The following is a 14,631-nucleotide window of genomic DNA, read 5'->3' as shown; positions in this document are numbered from 1 at the left end:
CGTTTAGCTGCCCGTCTGCGGCGCGGCCGGCGTCGGTGCGATCTGCCGCCGGAACAGGATACGCTGGTAGAGCCAGCCGATCGCGACCAGCACGACGCCGAGGCACATGAACGAGAGCGCCCGATAGACGCCGGTCAGCGTCCACACGTCGACGGCGAAGGCCTTGAAGATCGTCAGCGCGATGACGGCAGCGGACGCCAGCCGCGCACGCTCCGAATTGACCAGGATGCCGACGCCGAGCAGCGCCACGCCAAAAGCGAGCCAGCCGATCGAATAGGTATATTGCTCGGCGCTCGTGGTGCCACCGTAGAGCAGGACCGGGCCGTGATAGAAGCGGCGGATCTCCAGCGTCACATAGGTGAGCGCGAACACCAGGGCGCCACCCGCAATCGTGTTTGCATATGCGACACTGCGGTGTCCCGCCACTGCGTAGGAGAGCAGCAGCATCAGCACGGCCGGCAACGCATAGCCGAGCAGCAGCAGATTGAACACGAGGCTGCCGACATTGACGCTGGAGAGCAGCATCGGGTTCTCCAGGATCAGGAGGCCAAACACGCTGATGAGGCCGGCGATCGCCGTCAGCACGACCGCGCCGACATTGTGCACGATGCTGTGGCTGCGCAGCCGCAGGCGCTCCAGGCCGATTGCCATGGCTAGCATGACACAGACTTGCAGCGCGAACTCGAGCAGCGAGGGCGGCGAGGTCATGCGGCCGCCGGTCGCAAAGTGCCGGATCTCCATGAAGGCGAGCAGCGCGGTGAACAGGATCGCCGCCGTCTCGACCACGCGCAGCGGCGGATCGTCGGCGCGGCGGCGCAGGAAGATGCTCGCGCCCCAGAACGAGGCGGCCGGCAGGCCATAGCCCCACAACAGCCAGTTGAAGATCGGCGTGGTGCCGACGGCATCGCCGACGATGCTCGGATCATAGACGATGCGCGCAGTGACGATCGCAGCGAAGACGGCAGCCAGCCGGCGCAGCACCGGAATCGGCCGCTGCAACGAGATCCAGGCGGTGCCGAGTGACATCAGCGCGAGCGCAATGGTGAGCCAGCCCTTCTCCAGGGCGAAGGTCAGCGCCAGCGCCAGCGCGCCGAGCGTACCGGTCGCGAACAGCGCGACCGAGGTTGCAACGCCGGGCCGTTCTTCGCGGCGCATCAGCGCTTCGGTCGCAGCGCCAAAGGCCGCAGCGAGCAGCACGGCGAGGATCGCAAACGGGATCGAGCGGTCGAGATGGGCAATGCGCGCATAGAGCGCAACCAGGATGGCGATCGGCGTCGCGACGCCCGCCGCCGACCACACCACGGGAATGATCACCGAGTTCGAGCGGCCTTGCGCGAAAAAGCCCGTGACGCCGAAACCGGCGGCGAAGATCGCGGCCGTCACCAGATGCAGCGTCACCGCGCTATCAATCGCGACCGGGCCGACGCCGGGCATCGGGCCGCCCGGCAGCACCAGCATATCGGGGTTGGCGCGCAGCGCCCATTCGGCGAACACGATGAACACGGCCGCCGCGGCCGCGCCCAGCGCGCCGGTCGCCGCCGGTGCGCGCCAGGCGACGAACAGCGTGCCGCCAACCAGGAGCGTGAAGGCGATCAGCGCGAGATCCGCATGCGCGCTCGACAGCACGACCAGCATCGCGCCGAACAAATAGGCGCCGAGCGCGCCCGATGAGACCGGCTCGATCTCGCCGTCCTCCATGCTGGGCCCGAACATGAAACCGCAGACGACGAGCAGTGCGGCGAGCACAAAGCCGGCGATGGCATGGAAGGCGTGCGGCGCGACCTGCACCTGTTCGGTATCGAGACCCGGGAAGATCCAGAGCACCGCGAATGCAATGGTCGTGACCGCAAGCCAGCGCCATAGCCTGATGCGGGCGAGCCCGAAACTCGCGGCCGTCACGACCGCAAGATAGATGTAGAGCGCCCAATAATCCGGCTTGCCGGAGGAGACGAGGATCGGCGTCACGAAGGCGCCGACGACGCCGAGCCCGGCGAGCGCCGGGCCATGCAACAGCGCTGCGGCCAGCGTGCCCATCGCAACGATGCCGAGCAGCACGAAGGCCGTCGCAGGCACGAGGAAGTCGTAGAGCGCGTACGCCGCGTAGATGGTCGCGAACGCCACCGCCGTGCCGGCCGCGGTGAGGATCGCGGGAATGTTGGCGATAGGCAGCGCCGCGATGCTCGAGATGCTCTCCTTGCGCCGCGTCCATTCGCCGGCGCCAAGCAGCGCAGCGGCGAACAGGCCGCCGAGGAACACGCGCACGCCGGGGCCGAGCAGACCGGCCTCGATCGAATAGCGCACCATGAAGAAGCCGCCGAGCGCGAGCGCAAGCCCGCCGATCCACACCACCCAGCGGGTGCCGAGCCGCTCCTCGAAGCCGGGTGCGGCCTCCGGGACCGGAGGGGGCGCAGCGGCGCCCGTGCTCGGCTCGAGCGGGGGCGGCGAAATCTCTTCGGTGACGAGCGGAGGCGGCGTCGTTTCGGCTTCCGGGGCCAGCGGCGGCGGCTCTGCGGCTGCAGTCGTCGCGGGGGCTTCGGCCTGCGCCGGCATCAGCGGGGGCGGCTGCACCGGCCGCTGCGCGTAAAGCATCTCTTCGAGCGAACTGATCCGGCGGCGCAACTCGGTCGCCTGGCTGGACGCCTTGATCGCGATCAGGAAGGCGATGATCGCAATGATCAGCGCAAAGACGTCAAACGGGCCGTCGAACATGAAGCCTCCAGGCAATCGGCAGGGGCCGATACCACTGATATCAGGATCTTAATTTCTTGAGCATGATCTTACCGGAAAACCGCAACGCACTTTTCCGGATCATGCTCTAGCGCCGGGAGCGAACGCGCAAGCCCGGCGCGGGCCGCTCCTGGAGCACCTCGCGGCGGAAGCGGTAGAGCGCTGCCGGCCGTCCGCCCGTCTGTGTCGACATCACCCCGGTCGGTTCGACCAGGGCTTCCATCTCGACCAGGCGGCGGAAATTCTGCTTGTGCAGGTGCCGGCCGGAGATCGCTTCCACCGTGTGCTGCAGTTCAGTGAGTGTGAATTCGGTCGGCAAAAGTTCAAAGACTACAGGACGATACTTCAGCTTTGCGCGCAGCCGCGCGATTGCCGTCGCGAGAATCCGTCGATGGTCGAACCGCATCGAGGTCCCGAGCGGGGGAAGCGTCTTGCGCGCCAATGCCGCAGGACGGCCGTCGCGGCGGGCCTCCTCGATCAGCCCGGCCTCGTAGAGCAGCTCGTAGCGGTCGAGCACGCGCTCCTCGTCCCAGGGCGCGCCGTCCAGACCGAAATAGAACCGCACGCGATCCTTCCGCGGCAGGGCGCGAATCGTCTCCGCGGTCTCCTCCTCGGCCCATTCGGTCAGCGCGGGGATGATGTCGCTCGCGATGATCGCCGGCGGCTGCTCGCGCCAGTCTTCCCAGGGGAAGAATCGGTACCAGGGCGCGAAGCTCGCCGCGTTTGCGGCGAGCTCGCCGCCCGCGGGGCGCGTCAGCGCGAGATAGCCGATCGACACGATGTGGGCTCCGGTGTCGCCGGCCTCGGCATGACGGCCACGGTCGCCGAACGTGTAGAGCTGCTCAACATAGCCGAGCCGCAGCCCCGCCTGTTGCTCGACCCAGGCGCGCAGGCCGATCTCGAACGTGCGATGGCTCACCGCGTCGAACGGACCGAACGGCAGCCCGGCAAGCCGGTCAGCACCGGGTGCGGTCAGGATCAGCGGCTCGTGGTTCTCGATCGCGACGATGGCCGCGGTGAGGCCGATTTCGATTGGCGTCAGCAGCGTCTCGCTCATGCGGCTGCCGTGTCGTTGAATTGAACAGAATGCCGCTTGGTTAAGACGGCCCATCCGCGGACTCGGTGCACCTCTCCCGCTTGCGGGAGAGGTCGCGTCGCATCGACAGATGCGAGGCGGGAGGGGACTCTATCCTCTGGGGGAGTCTTCGTCGCCGAGATACCCTCTCCCCAACCCTCTCCCGCAGGCGGGAGAGGGGGCGCACCTCCATCGTGACAACCAGCTGTCATTCGAGCTCGATCGCGAAGGGGCGGCCTTCCACCATCATCGCGCCGGGGCCCATTTCGTCGAGCGCGCGCAGCATGCGGCCGTTGCGTCCGAGTGCACGATCGGCGAGGCCGACGATGCGCCGATTGGGCGAGGCGATCGGCGAGGCCGCGCGAATCTTCCTGGCGATCTCGATCTCGTCGCGATTTGGATTAAGCGCGCAAACGGCCGCGAACGCGCTGGCGGTGGAGCGGCTGATCCCGGCATAGCAATGCACCACCAGCGGGGCGCTGCGGTCCCAGCCGCGCACGAAGTTGAGCACCTGCTCGATATGCGTCTCCGACGGCGCGACGAAGCCGTCCATTTCCTCGGTGATGTCGTCCATCGACACCTTGAGATGGTTGGCCGGGAGCACCGACACCGGACGCGCCACCTGCTCGACATTGGCCATCACGGTCAGCACGTGGCTGGCCTTGGTGAGGCGGACGGTTTCGGGAAGCGCGGCGAGGGAACAGACGTGGATCATGGCGAACCTTTTTGCGCCCGATTATAGCGAGCGCTCGTAGGGTGGGCAAAGGCGCATCGCGCCGTGCCCACCATTTCGCAATTGCGCGCATGTCGCTTGGTTCGGTGGGCACGCTTCGCTTTGCCCACCCTACGAAGGAATAATGCTACGCAAACACGGCGCCAAACCGCTCCAGAAACTGCTTCTCGGCCCGCGCCGCGGTCCAGGGCGTCAGATAGTCGCCTCGGACGCTTTCGGAGAGACCCGGATCCTTGCCGAACAGGCGCCGCGCTTCGCTCGCGCTGAAGCCGGCGAGCTCGGTTGCCTCGAGATAGGCCGCACCGCGATCGGCGGCCTTGATGGCCTGCGTGATGTCATCTGGCAATACCGGCGGCAAACCGAAGCGGATATGGATGGCGCCGAGCAACCGCTTCTCGACGGCCTTGTAGTGACCGTCGAGCACGGCCTTGAACGGCGAGATCATGTCGCCGATCACATATTCCGGCGCATCATGCAGCAGGGCCGCGAGCCGCACGCGCTGGTCGACGCGGGGTATCTCATGCCGCAGCACCGTCTCTACCAGCAGCGTATGCTGCGCGACCGAAAAGATGTGCGCGCCGAGGGTCTGTCCGTTCCAGCGCGCCACCCGCGCCAGCCCGTGCGCGATGTCGCCGATTTCGATGTCGAGCGGGGAAGGATCGAGCAGGTCGAGCCGCCGGCCCGACAGCATGCGCTGCCAGGCGCGGACCTCTTCGTTGCGCGCTGCCTTCTTCGCCGTCATTTGGCCTTGAGGCGCAGCTTGCGCTGGGTCTTGCTGCAGGTCGCATGACAGTGGCAGTCGACCAGGTGGTCGTTGACCATGCCGGTCGCCTGCATGAAGGCGTAGACGATCGTCGGGCCGACGAATTTGAAGCCGCGCGAGGACAGCTCCTTGGAGATCTGTACCGACAGCGGCGTCGAGGCCGGCACGCTTGCCGTGGTCTTGAACTGGTTGACCTTCGGCCGTCCGTCCATGAAGTCCCACAGCAGCTTCGAGAAGCCCGGGCCCTTCTCCATGATGTCGAGATAGGACTTTGCGCTTAGGATCGCGCCTTCGATCTTGGCCTTGTTGCGCACGATGCCGGCATCGTTCATCAGCGCGTGAACCTTCCTGGCATTGTAACGCGCGATCTTCTCCGGCTGGAAATCGTCGAAGGCTTTGCGGAAATTGTCGCGCTTGCGCAGGATCGTGATCCAGGACAGGCCAGCCTGGAAGCCGTCCAGCATCAGCTTCTCGTACAGCGCGCGGTCGTCGTATTCCGGCACGCCCCATTCGGTGTCGTGATAGGCGACATAAAGCGGATCTTCGCCCGGCCAGGGGCAGCGGGTCAGACCATCGGGATGCAAGCTGGCAGCGCGGCTCATGCGATCGGCTGCTTGGCTGGAATGCGAACGACGTCTGGTTCAGCGAGTGTCAAAGCCAGCCCCCCAGCGGTGAGCGGCTGGCCTGCATCGAGTGCATCGGCGACACGATCGATGCGCACCAGCGCGATGCCCTTGCCGCCGGCCGTCGAGCCGATGGTGCCGACCGGCTTGTCGCCGGCGAGAATGGTTGTGCCAGGCTCGGGCGAGGCGTCCTCGAGCAGCACCTTCACGCTGCGCGTGCGCGCGGTGCCGCGATGCTGCATGCGCGAGACGACCTCCTGGCCGACATAGCAGCCCTTGTCGAAATCGACGCCGGCGAGGCGGTCCATGTTGGTCTCATGCGGGAACGCATCGCTGTACATGAAATCGAGCCCGCCGCGCGGCACGCCGAGCGCAATGCGATGCGCCTCGTACTCGGCTGCATCGACCAGCTCGGCGCCAATGAGATCGGACAGTTTCTGCTTGAGATCTTCCTGGACCAGGATGCGGTAGCCGAGCCCCTCAGCCCGCGGATCGGCAAAGGCAAGGTCGGGCTGCGCCGTCGGCTCGCCGTCCCAGGCCGCGAGCACGCCGAGGTCGAGCTTGTCCACGGTGACCTTGGCGCGCAGCTTGTAGAATTTCAGCTTGGTGGCGAGGGTGTCCGCCAGCGCCTTGGGGCAGTCGATCAGGAACCCGCCGCCGTGGCCTGCGGACGCTTCCGTGATCAGGAAATCCACGATGATCTTGCCCTGCGGCGTCAGCAATGCGCCGAATCGCCCCAGACCAGGTTTCAGCCTGTCCAGGTCGGTGGTGACGAGGCCATTGAGGAAGTTGCGCGCATCCTCACCCGCGACTTTGATCACGCCCCGGTCGGGAAGAAACGCCGATTTCATGCGAAAATCTCTTGCGACATGTTGCTCCGGAACGTAAGCCCGCAACGCATAAACGACAAGACCTCGAGCCCTGCGCCCTGAGGATGAGAGAGGCCCAATGACCCAGCGTTTCGATGTGATCCTGAAGGGTGGCACCGTCTTCAACCAGGACGGCGAGGGCGTGCGGGATATCGGCATCACGGGCGGCCGCATCGCCGAGCTCGGTCCGCTGTCGCAAGGCTCGGCCGCCGAGGTGATCGACTGCAAGGGCCTGCACATCCTGCCCGGCGTGATGGACACGCAGGTGCATTTCCGCGAGCCCGGGCTGACGCACAAGGAAGACCTCGAGACCGGCTCGCGCAGCGCCGTGATGGGCGGCGTCACCGCCGTATTCGAGATGCCGAACACCTCGCCGCTGACCGTGACGGAGGCCGAATTCACCGACAAGGTGAAGCGCGCCCATCACCGCATGCATTGCGATTTCGCCTTCTTCATCGGCGGCACCCGCGAGAACGTGCAGGACCTGCCTGTGCTGGAGCGCGCACCCGGCTGCGCCGGCGTCAAGGTGTTTATCGGCTCGTCCACCGGCGCGCTTTTGGTGGAGGACGACGAGAGCCTGCGCCGCATTTTCCAGGTGATCCGCCGCCGCGCCGCCTTCCACGCCGAGGACGAATACCGCCTCAACGAGCGCAAATCGCTGCGCATCGAGGGCGATGCGCGCTCGCATCCGGTCTGGCGCGACGAGACCGCGGCGCTGATGGCGACGCAGCGCCTCGTCAAGCTCGCGCACGAGACCGGCAAGCGTATTCACGTGCTGCACATCTCGACCAAGGAGGAGATCGAGTTCCTGCGCGACCACAAGGATGTCGCCTCCTGCGAGGCGACGCCGCACCATCTCACCCTGGTCGCGCCGGAATGCTACGAGCGGCTCGGCACGCTGGCGCAGATGAACCCGCCGGTGCGCGGCGCCGATCATCGTGCCGGCATTTGGCGCGGCATCGAACAGGGCATCATCGACGTGCTCGGCTCCGACCACGCCCCGCATACGCTGGAGGAGAAGCAGAAGACCTATCCCGCTTCGCCTTCCGGCATGACCGGCGTGCAGACGCTGGTGCCTGTTATGCTCGATCACGTTAATGCGGGTCGGCTCTCGCTGGCGCGCTTCGTCGACCTCACCAGCGCCGGCCCTGCGCGCCTCTACAACATGGCCTGCAAGGGCCGCATCGCCGCCGGCTACGATGCCGACTTCACCATCGTCGATCTCAAGCGCAGCGAGACCATCACCAACAAATGGGTGGCGTCCAAGGCCGGCTGGACGCCCTATGACGGCGTTCGCGTCACCGGCTGGCCGGTCGGCACCTTTATCCGCGGCCGTCGCGTGATGTGGCAGGGCGAGCTGGTGACGGCCGCGCAGGGCGAGCCGGTGCGGTTCCTGGAGACGCTGAAGCAGTAGGGTGATGTGGGGGACGCACGGGGCTTCCCCATTCGTCATTGCGAGCGCAGCGAAGCAATTCAGTCTGTCGCCGCGGAAAGACTCTGGATTGCTTCGCTGCTCTCGCAATGACGGGAGGAGCGGTCTACACTTCCTCTCGAACGGGAGTGCAGCCTGATGTCCCAACCCGCCGCCCTCATCACCACCGAGCAGCTCGCCGCCATGCTCGGCGATCCCAACCTTCGCCTCTACGACTGCACGACCTATCTTGAGCCCGCGCCGGAAGGCAGCGCCGTGCCTTATCGCGCCGTGCCCGGCGACAAGACGTTCGCCGCCGGCCACATCCCCGGCGCCGATTTCCTCGACCTGCAAGGCGAGTTCTCCGACGCCTCGTCGCAACACTTCTTCATGATGCCCGATGTCGCCCAGCTGGAGGCCGCCTTCGGCCGCCACGGCCTCGATGCTGGCAAGACCATCGTGCTCTACAGCATAGGGACGATAATGTGGGCGACGCGGTTCTGGTGGATGTTGCGCGCGCTCGGCGTCGATGCCCACGTGCTCGACGGCGGCTTCGACAAATGGCAGCAGGAGGGACGGCCGACCGAGACGGGCGCACCGAAAGGCTATCCGGTGACGGCCTTCAAGGCGGCGCCGCGCCCAGGCTGCTTCGTCGACAAGGAAGCCGTGCTGGCGCGGATCGGCGATCCCGCGACCATCATCGTCAACGCGCTCGGGCCGCAGTTTCACCGCGGCCTCGAGCCGAGCCGCTATGGCCGGCCGGGCCGCGTTCCCGGCAGCGTCAACGTTCCCGCAGCCACACTCGTGAATGCCGACAAGACGCTGGCGGATCTTGCGGATGCGCAAGCGAAGTTCGCCGCCCAGGGCGTCACGCGCGACAAGAATGTGATTCTTTATTGCGGCGGCGGCATCTCGGCGACGATCGACCTCCTGCTGCTGACGCAGCTCGGCTACGACAAGCTGACGCTCTACGACGCTTCGATGGGCGAATGGGCGAGGGATCCGGCGCTGCCGATCGAGACGGACTGAGGCGCGCGTTCCCGGCTCTGTCGGGAACATCTCCCGGTCATCGCGAGATTAATGCTTGTCCGCCGGCAACGGCTTCCGTGCGATAAGAGCGGCAGACTTCGCGACGCCTTTCGCAGAGTCATTCATCCGTCAACTGGCCCCGCCCGCGTGGCGGGGTCATTTTCAGGACGGCTTACTGCTTCAGGACGGCTTACTGCCTGCAGATGCCGACCGAGAATTCGCCGTTGCGAATGCGGCCGGGAAAGCCCTCGACGAACTTTGCCACTGCGTCCTCGCCATAGGTGCCGACGAGCTCGGCGAGGGCCGCGAACAGGCTCGCCTGCGCCAGGCAGTCGCCGTCGACGCCGTCATGACGCGCCTCGGCCCAGGCCTCGTTGAGATAGCTCAGTGCGGCCTGTTTCTGCTCGTGATCGGGCAGCGGCGCGCGGGCGGGGGCGTAGGAAATCGGCTGGCTCATGAAACTCGGTCAGGCTGGGGCGCGATCCACGGCGATGCGCTGTGCGAGAGGTGTAGCACGGGCGTTAACGACCGCTAGGCCACATCTTTAAGAACGGTTAACGGCTGTGAACAAAGTCGATGACAGGGTTCCAGGCCCGCACATGCGTCGACCGCGCCGTCATTCCGGGGCGCGCCTCGCGCGAGCCCGGAATCCATCGGGCATCAGAGACGGTGGATGAATGGATTCCGGGCTCTCGCGCGCGAGCCCCGGAATGACGGGGTAGCTAGTTCGCGTAGCGCGCCGTGAGATCGCGCGAGATCTTCGAGCCTTCCTCGATGTAGCGGCGGATCGCCACCATCGCGGCCGGCGTGCAGCTGCGATAGGTCTGCTGAAAACCGTTATAGCCGCGGTTGAAGCCGGCGATCATGCGGGTGCGGCGCTCGCCGGAGGGGGTCTCGGCATCGATCAGCGCCTGCATCTCGTTGCGCCATTTGTTACCCTCGTTGGCCCCGCAGATGCCGCGCAGATAGTGCAGGCCGCCGAGGATCTCGGCCAGCCGCTGCAGTTCGCCGTCAAACGGCGCCGCCACGTCCTGGGCCCTCGCAGGCACGGAGGCGCAGGCGAGAATCAGGACAAAAATGGCCAGAAATCGCGACGACATCGGCGGCTGTATGCCCCCTCGGGACGGCTGGCGCAAGGCGGGCGGTCAGGCTCCAAGCAGCCGGTGAGCGGACAGGATGACCTCCTCCAGCCCCCCGGTCAGCTTGAGGTCGCCGAGGCTTGCCAGGGCGCCAGGGGCGATCCAGCGGTGATCGTCGAGCTCGTCGTTCAGCGCCGGCTCCCGGGCCGTCCAGCGCGCGGCAAAGGACATGATCAGGTAATGGCCGGCGCCGGCCGCGGCCGGCAGCACCTCGCGCCAGCCGGCGAGGCCAATGATCTCGATGCAAAGGCCGGTTTCCTCGTCGACCTCGCGGCTCAGGGCCTGATGCAGCGATTCGCCGAACTCGACCCGGCCACCCGGCAGCGAATAGAAGCCCTTGGCCGGCGAGCGGGCGCGGCGGACCAGTAGCACCTTGCCGTCGCGGAAGATCGCCGCGCTGACCGCAAGCTGGGGATGGGCAGGATGGACGATTGCGGCCAATCGCGTCACCTATCCGGATGAGTCGCCATGATGGTGTCGACGTCGGCTTCCGCCCCGCCATTGATGATGCCGCCGCAGGCTGCGATCAGGGGCTTGACCCAAAGCGTGGCCTGCTCGGCGAGGCGGACCCGCGTCGTGTCCTTCTCGACCTCGCGCATGGCCGAGCCGACCGCGGTCAGGATCGAGGTCATGGTATCCGTCAAGTGGTCGAACTGGGCACGCACGTTGGGATCGGCTTTCTCATAGGCTTCGATCGCCAAATCCCGCGCCTTGAAATTCGACGCCGTGAAATGCTCGGCATAAGACAGCGGCGTCCAGGTCAGGAAGTCTTCGGCGCATTCCGGCATATCCGGCACCATTTCGAGCAGCATCACGGCTTCATTGAAATGGTTGAGATAGTCGGTGGCAAGCCCGGTCCGCGGATTGATGTTGGCCACGCGCAGCCGTTCGGCCCAGGCGGTCGCCTCAGGGCCCGTCTGTACATGCGTCCGCGCGGGTTGGGAGGCCGTTGAGCTCATCTGCCGCAGTGTTAACGTTCGGGGTTAAAAGGACCTGAACGGACCCTATATAGGCCTCCAAGGATGTGTGGACGCTTCGTCATAACTTCGGCCCCCGCGGCTTTGCGGCAACTGTTCGGCTATGTCGAGCAGCCGAATTTCCCGCCCCGGCACAATGTCGCCCCGACGCAACCGATTCCGGTGGTGCTGCTCGAGAACGGCGCGCGCCATTTCCGCCTGATGCGCTGGGGTCTTCTGCCCGGCTGGGTCAAGGACCCCCGCGGGTTCACGCTCCTGATCAACGCCCGTTCCGAGACGGTGCTGGAGAAGCCTGCGTTCAAGAACGCGATTCGCCGCCGGCGCGGCCTGATTCCGGCCGATGGTTATTACGAGTGGAAGATGCAAACCGGCCGCAAGCAGCCCTTTTTCATCCACCGTGCCGACGGTGAGCCGCTCGGCTTTGCCGCTGTGTTCGAGACCTGGGTCGGTCCGAACGGCGAGGAACTCGACACGGTCGCGATCGTCACCGCCGCGGCGGGCGAGGATCTCGCCGCGCTGCATGACCGCGTGCCCGTCACCATCAGCCCGCACGACTTCGAGCGCTGGCTCGACAGCAAGGGCGACGAGATCGACGCGATCCTGCCCTTGATGAGGCCCCCGCGCGTCGGCGAATTCGCCTGGCACCCGGTCTCCACCCGCGTCAACCGTGTCGCCAATGATGACGAGCAGCTCGTGCTGCCGATCAGTGCGGAGGAGATCGCGGCGGAAGCCGAGGCGGCGAAGCCGAAGAAGGCGGTGCGGAAGACTGCGGCAGCGTCATCAGATGACGGGCAGGGGTCGTTGTTCTAGGTGCGGTGCCGCCACTCACTCCGCTGTCGTCCCGGACAAGCGCGCCCAAAGCGCGCGCCGATCCGGGACCCATAGCCACAGGATGAGGTTATGGCGTAAACTGTTCACCACGAGTCTTCGTCAAACGCGATCCTGTGGTTATGGGTCCCGGGTTCGCGCTACGCGCGCCCCGGGACGACGACTGAGTGTGAGGCGCTGCCGTCACACAATCTCCCGCGCTCTCAGCCCCGCGATCTCTGCCGCATCGAATCCCAGCTCGCCCAGCACCGCATCCGTATCCGCGCCCAGCTCCGGCGCCATGCGATCCAGCCGGCCGCCGCCATGAGCGAGCTTGAAGCCGCTGCCGGCAAAGCGCAGGCGGCCGTATTGCGTGTCCAGCTCATGGATCGCGCCGCGCGCCTTGATTTGCGGATGGTCGATGACCTCCTCGACCTTCCAGATGCTGGCGCAGGGCGCGCCGGCGTCCTCAAGAATTGTCTCCCATTCGCGTGCCGGCCGTTTTGCCAGCGCCTGCTCGATGATGGCGCGCAGCGCGCCCTCGTTCTCGTTGCGCGAGAACCAGTCGGCAAAGCGCGGATCTGACAGCGTATCCTCGCGCCCGAGCGCAGCCATCAGCGCGCGGTACTGCTTCTCGTTGTTGACGGCGAGCAGGATATGGCCGTCGCCGCACTTGAACAAATTCGCCGTGGTCCGGCGGCTCACCGCCTGATTGCCCGATAGCTGCTGTCGATGTCCGGCGACCGACCAGTCGGCGATCTGGCCCGAGAGAAACGCCAGCGTCGCCTCCAGCATGGAGACGTCGATCAGCTGCCCCTTGCCGGTGCGGTCGCGCTGATAGAGCGCGCTCGAGACGCCGAAGGCAGCGGTGGCGCCCGAGAGCACATCGCACACGGCGAATCCCGCGCGCGTCGGCCCCGTCTCGGGGTGGCCGGTGATCGCCATGATGCCCGACAGCGCCTGCATCTTGCCGTCATAGCCGGGCCGCAAACGATCGGGGCCGGTCTGGCCGAAGCCGGAGACCGCGCAATAGATCAGCTTCGGGTTGATCGCCGCCAGCGCCTCGTAGCCGATGCCGAGCTTGTCCATCACGCCGGGCCGAAAATTCTCCATGACCACGTCGACACGGCTTGCGAGCTTCTTCACGATCGCGATCGCCTCCGGCTTCTGCAGATCGAGCGTCAGGCTGCGCTTGTTGCCGTTGACGGCCTGAAACGCCGGCGCCAACCCGCGCTCGGCCCATTCGCGGCTGAGCGGCGTGCGGCGCATGTCGTCGCCCTCGCGCCGCTCGATCTTGATGACGTCGGCGCCGAGCAGCGCGAGCTGGTAGCTCGCATAGGGGCCGGCCAGCACTTGCGTAAAATCCAGGATCTTCACGCCCTCGAACGGTCGCGTCACCTCGCTCTCCCTCGGCTTATTGTTGTTGGAGGACGTCAGGCGGCGCGGTTGCCGCGCGCGATCTCCTTCTGCTTGTCGAACTCGGCGCGGCGGCGAGCCAGCTCTTCGGGCGAGAGCTGCGCAACGTTGTTGTAGTCGAGCTTCCAGGAGGCGTCCTCGCTCCAGCGCAGCGGCGATTGCATCGTGGTCTGCGGACCGCTCGCGCTCTCCAGCAGCCGGAGCGCGAGCTCGAGCGTCTGGGCCTGCGACGCGATGTCGTGCGGCTTGCCGGCGGAATTGCCGAGCGGGAAGTCGGAGAACAGGAAGCGCGGCACGGCCGCGTGCTCGACGATGTCCTTGGCGCAGCCCATGACCACGGTGGCAATGCCGTTGCGCTCCAGGTGCCGCGCCACCAGCGCCGTGGTCTGGTGGCAGACCGGGCAGTTTGGCACCAGCACCGCGACGTCGACCTTGTCCGCGAGGCAGCGCGCCAGGATCTCCGGCGCGTCGGTGTCGAGCGTCACGCGATGGCTGCGGTTGGTCGGCGCGCCGAAGAAGCGCTGGCTCACTTCGCCGATGCGGCCGGCGGCGCTCGCCTTCAACAGCTGCGGCAGCGGAAACCAGGTGCCGCTGTCGGTGGCCGAGGTGTGCTTGCGGTCGTAGCCGATGTGCGAGATGCGCAGATCGTGCTGTTTCGACGTGTCGCCGTCATAGACCTGATAAAACTTCGCGCTGCCATTATACGCCGCGCCCGGCCCCTGGTCGCCCTTGGCCGGATCGTAGGGCGCCGCGGTGGTGATGATGGTGACGCGCGATTGCGACAACGGCTTCTTCAGCGGCTGGAACGGCGCCTCGGTGTAATGCGCCCAGCGGTACGGCGTGGTGTAGCCGATCGCCGCGTAATAATCCCGGGTGCGCTGCATGTAGGGGACGGGGGAATCGTAGTCGGGCGCAAAGCCGAATTCATCGTCGCGCGGAGCGGACATGGCGCGTCTCCTGGTTCTTGGTTGACGACAGACTAGAGATAGTTTTGCGGTTGCTCAACCGGGGGGAGCGGCGGCGCAGGTCTGAATTGCAGGCTTGATAGAGCGAGCTGCGCTC

15 protein-coding genes are annotated in these 14,631 nt (G+C 66.3%); 3 read left to right on the top strand and 12 right to left on the bottom strand.

Annotation, left to right across the window (positions count from 1 at the left end):
* Positions 1–3 precede the first annotated feature (3 nt).
* The 6 genes from I6F28_RS01010 to ygfZ form a co-directional block, all read right to left on the bottom strand.
* Positions 4–2,709, bottom strand: coding sequence for a DUF2339 domain-containing protein (locus tag I6F28_RS01010; RefSeq protein ID WP_225139074.1), 2,706 nt, complete (start codon positions 2,707–2,709; stop codon positions 4–6).
* 106 nt (positions 2,710–2,815) lie between these two features.
* Positions 2,816–3,784, bottom strand: a complete 969-nt coding sequence (locus I6F28_RS01005; protein WP_225139073.1) for an NUDIX hydrolase — start codon at positions 3,782–3,784, stop codon at positions 2,816–2,818.
* 226 nt (positions 3,785–4,010) lie between these two features.
* Positions 4,011–4,517, bottom strand: coding sequence for a tyrosine phosphatase family protein (locus I6F28_RS01000; RefSeq protein ID WP_036028306.1), 507 nt, complete (start codon positions 4,515–4,517; stop codon positions 4,011–4,013).
* Positions 4,518–4,662: 145 nt separating this feature from the next.
* Positions 4,663–5,277, bottom strand: a complete 615-nt coding sequence (locus tag I6F28_RS00995; protein WP_225139072.1) for a YfbR-like 5'-deoxynucleotidase — start codon at positions 5,275–5,277, stop codon at positions 4,663–4,665.
* The gene (locus tag I6F28_RS00990; RefSeq protein ID WP_225139071.1) at positions 5,274–5,900 is read right to left on the bottom strand and encodes a DNA-3-methyladenine glycosylase I; all 627 of its coding nucleotides are present in this window, start codon (positions 5,898–5,900) and stop codon (positions 5,274–5,276) included. The genes I6F28_RS00995 and I6F28_RS00990 overlap by 4 nt, the downstream gene beginning before the upstream one ends.
* Positions 5,897–6,772, bottom strand: coding sequence for a CAF17-like 4Fe-4S cluster assembly/insertion protein YgfZ (gene ygfZ / locus I6F28_RS00985; protein WP_225139070.1), 876 nt, complete (start codon positions 6,770–6,772; stop codon positions 5,897–5,899). The genes I6F28_RS00990 and ygfZ overlap by 4 nt, the downstream gene beginning before the upstream one ends.
* 97 nt (positions 6,773–6,869) lie before the next feature.
* On the opposite strand from ygfZ, the gene I6F28_RS00980 reads away from it, so the two are divergent.
* Both I6F28_RS00980 and I6F28_RS00975 read left to right on the top strand, forming a co-directional pair.
* On the top strand, positions 6,870–8,204 hold the full coding sequence (locus tag I6F28_RS00980; protein WP_225139069.1) for a dihydroorotase: 1,335 nt from the start codon (positions 6,870–6,872) through the stop codon (positions 8,202–8,204).
* A 156-nt stretch (positions 8,205–8,360) separates the two neighbouring features.
* Positions 8,361–9,230: a sulfurtransferase gene (locus I6F28_RS00975; RefSeq protein ID WP_225139068.1), complete on the top strand. Its 870-nt coding sequence runs from the start codon at positions 8,361–8,363 to the stop codon at positions 9,228–9,230.
* Between the two features lie 190 nt (positions 9,231–9,420).
* Here I6F28_RS00975 and I6F28_RS00970 read toward each other — a convergent pair whose 3' ends face one another.
* The 4 genes from I6F28_RS00970 to I6F28_RS00955 form a co-directional block, all read right to left on the bottom strand.
* On the bottom strand, positions 9,421–9,687 hold the full coding sequence (locus tag I6F28_RS00970; RefSeq protein ID WP_036003643.1) for a hypothetical protein: 267 nt from the start codon (positions 9,685–9,687) through the stop codon (positions 9,421–9,423).
* 265 nt (positions 9,688–9,952) lie between these two features.
* Complete coding sequence (locus I6F28_RS00965) at positions 9,953–10,330, bottom strand: TIGR02301 family protein (protein ID WP_036003646.1); 378 nt, start codon at positions 10,328–10,330, stop codon at positions 9,953–9,955.
* Between the two features lie 45 nt (positions 10,331–10,375).
* On the bottom strand, positions 10,376–10,810 hold the full coding sequence (locus tag I6F28_RS00960; RefSeq protein ID WP_036003648.1) for an NUDIX hydrolase: 435 nt from the start codon (positions 10,808–10,810) through the stop codon (positions 10,376–10,378).
* Between the two features lie 5 nt (positions 10,811–10,815).
* Positions 10,816–11,328: a hypothetical protein gene (locus I6F28_RS00955; RefSeq protein WP_074447530.1), complete on the bottom strand. Its 513-nt coding sequence runs from the start codon at positions 11,326–11,328 to the stop codon at positions 10,816–10,818.
* Positions 11,329–11,391: 63 nt separating this feature from the next.
* On the opposite strand from I6F28_RS00955, the gene I6F28_RS00950 reads away from it, so the two are divergent.
* Positions 11,392–12,156 (top strand): SOS response-associated peptidase, encoded by a 765-nt coding sequence (locus I6F28_RS00950; RefSeq protein ID WP_225139067.1) that lies wholly within the window; start codon positions 11,392–11,394, stop codon positions 12,154–12,156.
* 201 nt (positions 12,157–12,357) lie between these two features.
* Here the strand turns inward: I6F28_RS00950 and I6F28_RS00945 are convergent, their stop codons facing one another.
* Together I6F28_RS00945 and I6F28_RS00940 are read right to left on the bottom strand one after the other, a co-directional pair.
* Positions 12,358–13,551 (bottom strand): CaiB/BaiF CoA transferase family protein, encoded by a 1,194-nt coding sequence (locus tag I6F28_RS00945; RefSeq protein ID WP_225139066.1) that lies wholly within the window; start codon positions 13,549–13,551, stop codon positions 12,358–12,360.
* A 35-nt stretch (positions 13,552–13,586) separates the two neighbouring features.
* Complete coding sequence (locus tag I6F28_RS00940) at positions 13,587–14,516, bottom strand: glycine/sarcosine/betaine reductase selenoprotein B family protein (protein WP_225139065.1); 930 nt, start codon at positions 14,514–14,516, stop codon at positions 13,587–13,589.
* Positions 14,517–14,631: the final 115 nt, after the last annotated feature.

Origin of the sequence: Bradyrhizobium sp. NBAIM14 (assembly GCF_020193895.1) — a bacterium.
Taxonomy (GTDB): Bacteria; Pseudomonadota; Alphaproteobacteria; order Rhizobiales; family Xanthobacteraceae; genus Bradyrhizobium; species Bradyrhizobium yuanmingense.
Note: the sequence above shows the minus strand (reverse complement) of the source record. Positions and strands in the feature narration are given on the sequence as shown.

What these genes read in the sequence shown, in the direction of transcription:
- I6F28_RS01010 (WP_225139074.1), bottom strand. Translation starts at nt 2,709, where the DNA reads ATGTTCGACGGCCCGTTTGACGTCTTTGCGCTGATCATTGCGATCATC.
- I6F28_RS01005 (WP_225139073.1), bottom strand. Translation starts at nt 3,784, where the DNA reads ATGAGCGAGACGCTGCTGACGCCAATCGAAATCGGCCTCACCGCGGCC.
- I6F28_RS01000 (WP_036028306.1), bottom strand. Translation starts at nt 4,517, where the DNA reads ATGATCCACGTCTGTTCCCTCGCCGCGCTTCCCGAAACCGTCCGCCTC.
- I6F28_RS00995 (WP_225139072.1), bottom strand. Translation starts at nt 5,277, where the DNA reads ATGACGGCGAAGAAGGCAGCGCGCAACGAAGAGGTCCGCGCCTGGCAG.
- I6F28_RS00990 (WP_225139071.1), bottom strand. Translation starts at nt 5,900, where the DNA reads ATGAGCCGCGCTGCCAGCTTGCATCCCGATGGTCTGACCCGCTGCCCC.
- ygfZ (WP_225139070.1), bottom strand. Translation starts at nt 6,772, where the DNA reads ATGAAATCGGCGTTTCTTCCCGACCGGGGCGTGATCAAAGTCGCGGGT.
- I6F28_RS00980 (WP_225139069.1), top strand. Translation starts at nt 6,870, where the DNA reads ATGACCCAGCGTTTCGATGTGATCCTGAAGGGTGGCACCGTCTTCAAC.
- I6F28_RS00975 (WP_225139068.1), top strand. Translation starts at nt 8,361, where the DNA reads ATGTCCCAACCCGCCGCCCTCATCACCACCGAGCAGCTCGCCGCCATG.
- I6F28_RS00970 (WP_036003643.1), bottom strand. Translation starts at nt 9,687, where the DNA reads ATGAGCCAGCCGATTTCCTACGCCCCCGCCCGCGCGCCGCTGCCCGAT.
- I6F28_RS00965 (WP_036003646.1), bottom strand. Translation starts at nt 10,330, where the DNA reads ATGTCGTCGCGATTTCTGGCCATTTTTGTCCTGATTCTCGCCTGCGCC.
- I6F28_RS00955 (WP_074447530.1), bottom strand. Translation starts at nt 11,328, where the DNA reads ATGAGCTCAACGGCCTCCCAACCCGCGCGGACGCATGTACAGACGGGC.
- I6F28_RS00950 (WP_225139067.1), top strand. Translation starts at nt 11,392, where the DNA reads ATGTGTGGACGCTTCGTCATAACTTCGGCCCCCGCGGCTTTGCGGCAA.
- I6F28_RS00940 (WP_225139065.1), bottom strand. Translation starts at nt 14,516, where the DNA reads ATGTCCGCTCCGCGCGACGATGAATTCGGCTTTGCGCCCGACTACGAT.